6 protein-coding genes are annotated in these 5,713 nt (G+C 70.8%); 2 read left to right on the forward strand and 4 right to left on the reverse strand.

All coding sequences use genetic code 11. The features are described from left to right. A partial coding sequence (locus AWZ10_RS08080; RefSeq protein WP_060890760.1) for an SDR family oxidoreductase occupies window positions 1–1,092 on the reverse strand: 1,092 nt, incomplete at its 3' end. A gap of 190 nt (window positions 1,093–1,282) precedes the next feature. On the opposite strand from AWZ10_RS08080, the gene AWZ10_RS08085 reads away from it, so the two are divergent. Together AWZ10_RS08085 and AWZ10_RS08090 are read left to right on the forward strand one after the other, a co-directional pair. After that, entirely contained in the window at window positions 1,283–2,713 is a 1,431-nt protein-coding gene (locus AWZ10_RS08085; RefSeq protein ID WP_046704447.1) for a zinc-dependent metalloprotease, read from the forward strand. Next, window positions 2,710–3,225 carry an NUDIX hydrolase gene (locus tag AWZ10_RS08090; RefSeq protein WP_060890761.1) on the forward strand — a complete coding sequence of 172 codons (516 nt, stop codon included), beginning with the start codon at window positions 2,710–2,712 and terminating at the stop codon, window positions 3,223–3,225. Before AWZ10_RS08085 ends, AWZ10_RS08090 begins: the two co-directional genes overlap by 4 nt. Before the next feature lie 133 nt (window positions 3,226–3,358). On the opposite strand, the gene AWZ10_RS08095 is transcribed toward AWZ10_RS08090, so the two are convergent. The 3 genes from AWZ10_RS08095 to AWZ10_RS08105 are packed head-to-tail and all read right to left on the reverse strand — an operon-like array spanning window position 3,359 to window position 5,493. After that, window positions 3,359–4,111, reverse strand: coding sequence for an AIM24 family protein (locus AWZ10_RS08095; protein ID WP_037695045.1), 753 nt, complete (start codon window positions 4,109–4,111; stop codon window positions 3,359–3,361). A 27-nt stretch (window positions 4,112–4,138) separates the two neighbouring features. Further along, entirely contained in the window at window positions 4,139–4,816 is a 678-nt protein-coding gene (locus AWZ10_RS08100) for an AIM24 family protein (protein ID WP_037695042.1), read from the reverse strand. 8 nt (window positions 4,817–4,824) lie between these two features. Beyond that, window positions 4,825–5,493 carry an AIM24 family protein gene (locus AWZ10_RS08105; protein ID WP_234361069.1) on the reverse strand — a complete coding sequence of 223 codons (669 nt, stop codon included), beginning with the start codon at window positions 5,491–5,493 and terminating at the stop codon, window positions 4,825–4,827. Window positions 5,494–5,713 lie beyond the last annotated feature (220 nt).

Here is a 5,713-nt window from a genome sequence, read left to right on the forward strand (position 1 = left end):
CGGGCCCCGCCGCACCAACGCCGCCGTACCCAGCAGCGCGACCGTCGCCCCCGCGGCACCCGCAGCGGTCGCGTCCTTGCGCCCCAGCCGCCGCCCGGCCACGGTGTGCCGCCCGGCGACCTCCTCCAGCAGCTCCGCGAGTACTTCCTCGTTCGTCCACAGCGGCCGCCACCCGGCGTCGTGCAGCCTGCTGCCGCTCACGACCCACGGATACATCGTGTATGCCAGATCCCCGGCCGGCGACGGCGTCAGCCCGATCCGGTGGAGCCGGGCAGCGGCCCCCAGAGCGACCGCGGAAGGCAGCTCCATGCGCCGGATCCCGCTGAGCTCCTCGACCTCCTCCTGCTCCAGCCACCCCTCGCACCCGACGGCCAGCTCCCCGTCGACCTTCTCCAGCACGGCGTACTCCAGCGCGCCGCACAGATCCTCGACGTGACAGAACTGCCAGGCGGGCCGCGATCCGGCCACCACCAGCAGCCGGGGCGACTCGAAGTACCTGGTCAGCGCCGTGTCCGTCCCTCCGACAAGGGTTGCCGGGCGTACGACGGTGACATTGAGGCCCGGATGCGCGCGTGGTGCCCGGCGTGCGAGCCGCTCGATCTCCAGCAGGTCGCCGACCCCGGTGGCCTCGGCGGTCGCCCGCAACTCGGCGTCCTCCGAGAGCGGCAGCTCATTGTCGGGCAGCGCCCCGTAGACCATCGCCGACGTGCACAGCACGACCCGGTGCACCCCGGCCGCGGCGGCCGCCGTGAGCACGGTCTGTGTGCCGCGCACGTTGTACGCGCTGCGTGCAGCCGAGTCTGTGCCCAGGTCGAGGTCGACGGCGAGGTGCACCACGACGTCCGCCCCGCGCAGCTTCTCGGCGATCGCCGGGTCCCGCACGTCCAGGATGTGCCATTGCGCGGCCGCGCACTCGCCGCGCCGCTCGTCGATGGCGATGACCTGCCGGATCTCGTCGGACTCGGCGAGCCGCTCGGTGAGTAGCGCTCCTACGCCGGACGCGGCACCGGTGACCGCGACGACGGGCCCGCGCGCGGCGGGACTGGTTGAGTGGTTTCGCGCTGCGCGAACCTGCGGATCTGGGGAACTCACCGGGCGTCTCCAGCGGTTGTCTTCAGTACGAACGCGGGTGACGCGTACGTACCAGGTGGCATCCATCCTGCCGCAGGCCTTCGGTCGGCGGAGCACCGAGGCCTTAACCCGCCGTGGTGTCTACGCTGGGTGGTGTTCGGGCAGCCGTGCCGTCGGAGAAAACCGATGGCCCTATCAGCCGAGGAATCCCGTGAGTGACACCCCATTCGGATTCGGCCTTCCGCCGGAGGAGCCGGACGACGGCGACGAGGGCAAGAAGAAGGACCAGGAGAGCGGTGGTGGTCAGGGACCGGCCAACCCGTTCGGTTTCGGGTTTCCCGGGGCCGGCGGCCCTGGCGCCGACAATCCGTTCGCCGCGATGTTCGGTTCCATGAACCCCACCGACCTGGGCGCCGCCTTCCAGCAGCTGGGCCAGATGCTCTCGTACGAGGGCGGCCCGGTGAACTGGGACATGGCCAAACAGATCGCCCGCCAGACGGTCTCCCAGGGGACCGCCGACGGCACGAAGGACGTGAGCGTCGGTCCTGCCGAGCGCACCGCCGTCGAGGAGGCCGTCCGCCTGGCCGACCTGTGGCTCGACGACGTGACATCTCTGCCGTCCGGCGCGGGCTCCGCCGTGGCGTGGAGCCGCGCGGAGTGGGTGGAAGCCACCCTGCCCGCGTGGAAGGAGCTCGTCGACCCCGTGGCCGAGCGGGTCGGCGGCGCCATGGGCGACATCCTGCCGGAGGAGATGCAGGCCATGGCCGGCCCGCTGATCGGCATGATGAAGTCGATGGGCGGCGCCATGTTCGGCCAGCAGATCGGGCAGGCCGTGGGCATGCTCGCGGGCGAGGTCGTCGGCTCCACCGACGTCGGCCTGCCGCTCGGCCCCGCAGGCAAGGCCGCGCTGCTGCCGCTGAACGTGGAGGCGTTCGGCAAGGACCTGGGCATCGGCAAGGACGAGGTGCGGCTCTACCTGGCCCTGCGCGAGGCCGCCCACCAGCGTCTCTTCGCCCATGTGCCCTGGCTGCGCTCGCACCTGTTCGGCGCGGTCGAGGGCTACGCGCGCGGGATCAAGGTCGACACGGCCAAGCTGGAGGATGTGGTCGGCCAGTTCGACCCGCAGAACCCGGAAGAGCTGCAGCAGGCGCTCCAGCAGGGCATGTTCCAGCCTGAGGACACTCCGGCGCAGAAGGCGGCCCTGGCCCGTCTGGAGACCGCTCTGGCGCTGGTGGAGGGCTGGGTGGACGCGGTGGTGCACGCCGCCGCGAAGCCGCGCCTGTCGTCCGCGGACGCGCTGCGCGAGACGCTGCGCCGCCGTCGCGCCACGGGTGGCCCGGCCGAGCAGACCTTCGCGACGCTCATCGGCCTGGAGCTGCGCCCCCGCCGTCTGCGCGACGCCTCCCGCCTGTGGGCGTCCCTCACGGACGCGCGGGGCGTCGACGGCCGCGACGCCCTGTGGGCCCACCCCGACATGCTGCCGACCGCGTCCGACCTGGACGACCCGGACGGCTTCGTCCACCGCGAGCAGCTGGACTTCTCCGAGCTGGACAAGATGCTCGGCGAGGCCGCGGGCGGCTCCGCCGAGAAGCCGGACCTCAAGAAGCCGGACCTCAAGAAGAAGGACGACGACACAGAGTGACCCTGCACGACGACACGGTCCTCGTACTCAAGAGCTACGAGGACCAGTCCGAGCTGCGCCAGGCGTACCTCGACCACTTGGCGGCCCATCCGGACGGCGTGTGGAAGGCGTGCGGCGCCGGGCACATCACGGCGAGCGGCCTGGTGATCGATCCCGAGCGCGGCCGGGTGCTGCTCACTCTCCACAGGAAGTTGCGCATGTGGCTTCAGATGGGCGGCCACTGCGAGCCCGAGGACACCACCCTGGCGGGCTCCGCCCTCCGCGAGGCCACGGAGGAGTCCGGCATCACAGGTCTGAGGCTCCTGCCTGGCGGCCCGGTCCGCCTCGACCGCCATCACACCCCGTGCGCCTGGCACCTCGACGTCCAGTACGCGGCCCTCGCCCCCGTCGGAGCCGTCGAAGCGATCAGCGACGAGTCCCTCGATCTGCGCTGGTTCGCCTACGACGAGGTGCCGACCGTGGCCGACGACTCGGTCGTACGCCTGCTGGACGCCACGCGTGCACGGCTCTGACCTAGCTCTTTCGTGTGGGGTCGGCGGTCTCGCGGTGTGCCGCCGACAGGCTGTGGGAAGGCCCCCGCCGGGGGGACGGACACAGTAAGGGGCGTCCGCAATGGCGGACGCCCCTTACCCCTGCACCCACTGATCAGTTGCGGCTGCCCCCGAGGGAGTTTCCGCTCAGTCCACCGCCACCCATACCGAACTGTCCGAGCACCCCGGACGTACGCAGGTGCTGCGGCGGCAGCAGCTCGCTCGGCTGCACCAGGACATGTCCTTGGCCGCCGAAGTGCATCTCCCAGCCCTCACCGGTGGAGCCCCTGCGGCGCCACACGGCGGAGGTGGAGGTCGGTGCCTGGAGCTGTGTACGCAGCGAGGTGGACCAGGCGATGACGGCGTCCGAGTCGACGCAGATGTTCTTCTCGGGCGTCACTTCCAGAGCGAGCGGCGCACCCGAGGTCATCAGGACGACCTTGCCGCCACCGGACAGCTCCAGGTTGTACGCGCCGGCCGAGGCCACCTCGACGGCACTGTCCACGGCGACGATGCCGACGTTGAGCGAGCCGTCGAAGGCGAGGACCGCGGAGGAGTCGACGGTGATGCCTCTGCCGACCTCCATGATGTGCAGGTACTGCGCGAAGTTGGCGAGGTACACGATCCCGTTGCCCTTGCAGCGCATGAGTTCGAGCCGCTCACCGGTCATCCGCTCGGCGTTGCGCCAGCTGCGGTTGCGGTACTGGCTGTCGAAGTCGACCTGCCCCTCGAAGGCGACCATGGCGCCCTGGCGGGCCAGGACGGGGCTGCTGCCGATGGTGACGTCGGTCTTGAGCAGCTGTGGGTTCTGCAGTGTGTAGCGCTCGGTGTGGTTCACCGGGATGTGCGCGAAGAGTGTGCTGTGCATGGTGTGCTGTTCTCCTCTCAGCCCCGGTCAGCCACGGATCTTGAAACGGTCGCCGGTGTCCTCGCTGGGCTGGACGACCACGAAGCCCCGCCCCTTGAAACCGATCTGGAAAGCCTCCCCGCTGCCCCGGCCGATGAGCGCACTGGCCTTGATGGTGCGGCGGGCCTTCATGTCGAGGCCGTCGGTCCAGGCGATCAGCGCGTCCGGGTCGACGTACGTCTCCCGTTCGGCGCAGTCGAGGGAGATAGGCACGCCCCGGCTGACCAGGGCGACCCATCCGGTGCCACGGATCACGAGGTTGGTCAGGCCCGAGCCGGAGAGCTTGGCCAGGCCCTTGACCGGCTCGATGGTGAGCTGGAGCGAGGCGTCGCAGGCCAGCAGGGTGGGACCGTTGACGGACAGCGCCTCGTTGTTCAGGTGGAGGATGAGGACGTCACCGCCGTAGTCGGCGAGGTACAGGTCCCCGTCGCCCCGGCAGAGCATCAGCTTGCCGCCCTCGCCGCTGACCATCTCCTCCGCGCTGCGCCGCAGCGTGGCGGGCGGGCCGTCGAACTGTACGTAGCCGTCGTACGCGATCATCGAGCCGGCCTTGGCCAGGAGGTCCTGGCCGCTGACCATGGTGACCTTGAGCGTCTTGGAGCTGTGCACGCTCATACGGACGCCGGTGGGGGCGGAGCGGTGCGCGTTGAGTGTCTGGAGGTCCATGCTCTGCCTCACACCTCGAAGGGCTGGACGACGACGAAGTTGCCGGGGGCACCGCGGAACTGGAGGTTGACGGCCTCCTGGGTCTGCCGGGCGTACCCGGAGCGGCGCAGCCTGAGCGAGGTCGTGGTGACGGCCTGCGCGCCGGCGGACCAGGCGATGACGGCGTTGCCGTCGACGTAGGTGGCCGGGCCGACGGGCAGGACAACGGGAACGCCGCGCGTCTTGACGACGACCGCTCCCGTGCCGGAGAAGAGCATGCTGAACAGGCCACCACCGGGCAGGCCCGCACCCTCGATACGGCGGATCTCGGTGTCCAGCGCCTCGTCGAAGGCGAGGACCCCGCGCGCGCTGGTGTAGAGCTGTTCGTTCTCCAGGCGGATGACGAAGAGGTGGCTGCCCTCGTCCGCGAGGAACACCTCACCGTCCCCGGAGCAGCGCATCAGGGACATGCCCTGGCCGGTCAGCTGGCCCGTCAACTTGCCGAGAAGGCCGGAACCCTTGTGGGCGAAGTCGATGTCGCCCTGGTAGGCGACCATGCTGCCCTGCTTGGCCAGGATGTTGGCGCCCTTGGTGAGCGTCGTCCGCACCAGCTGCGGGTTCTGCTCGGTCCAGCGGTCTCCGACGGGTGCCTCGGAGTACTTCGTCAGAACTACCCGCAGCCCCGCCTCCGGTGGCACCGGCGCGAGCTGCGTACCGCCACCGAAGGGCTGAGCCTGCCCCGGGAATGCCCCAGGAGCCCCGGGGGGTGTGAACGGGCCGCCTTGCGGAGCTGCGCCAGGAGGGGTGAAGGGGCCACCCTGGGGCGCGGCACCCGGTGGTGTGAAGGGCCCGCCCTGGGGCGGCGCGCCGGGCGGGGTGAAAGGGCCGCCCTGCGGGGGCGCGGCCGGAGGCGGAACG

Source organism: Streptomyces europaeiscabiei (genome assembly GCF_001550375.1).
In the GTDB taxonomy this organism is placed as follows: domain Bacteria; phylum Actinomycetota; class Actinomycetes; order Streptomycetales; family Streptomycetaceae; genus Streptomyces; species Streptomyces europaeiscabiei.